At 55.1% G+C, this 450-nt stretch carries 1 pseudogene; it reads left to right on the top strand.

Features of this window, described 5'->3' with window-relative positions:
• Nucleotides 1-11 precede the first annotated feature (11 nt).
• Nucleotides 12-450: pseudogene (locus O2S87_RS18830) on the top strand (hypothetical protein); the annotation flags it as partial.

The raw sequence follows: 450 nt of genomic DNA, 5'->3' as shown, positions 1-450 counted from the left end.
ATTCTGACCGTCTGGAATCCGCGAAAGCACGATTCGATCAGGTTGATCGCCAAATTGCCGACACGATGGATCGTCTCGGGCTTCCAACGCTACGTGTCGCGCTCGGAATCGTATTCATCTGGTTCGGCGGGCTGAAGGTGATCGGTGGCAGCCCGGCGGCAGATCTCGTTGCTGCCACTGTCTATGTCGTCTCGCCGGAGTTATTCGTCCCGATACTTGGCGTTTGGGAGGTGTTAATCGGGCTTTGTCTGTTGTACCGGCCACTGATACGCCTCGGAATATTGTTATTGTTCCTACAGATGCCGGGAACGTTCCTCCCAGTAGTATTACTGCCTGAGGTCGTCTTTGTGACGTTCCCACACGAACTCACGGTCGAAGGCCAGTACATCATCAAGAATCTCGTTATCATCGGTGCGGCGCTGGTCGTGGGCGGAACTGTTCGAGCTGACG

Source organism: Halohasta sp. A2 (assembly GCF_056175805.1).
The sequence above is the reverse complement of the archived record's forward strand: the minus strand, read 5'-3'. Positions and strand labels throughout refer to the sequence as shown.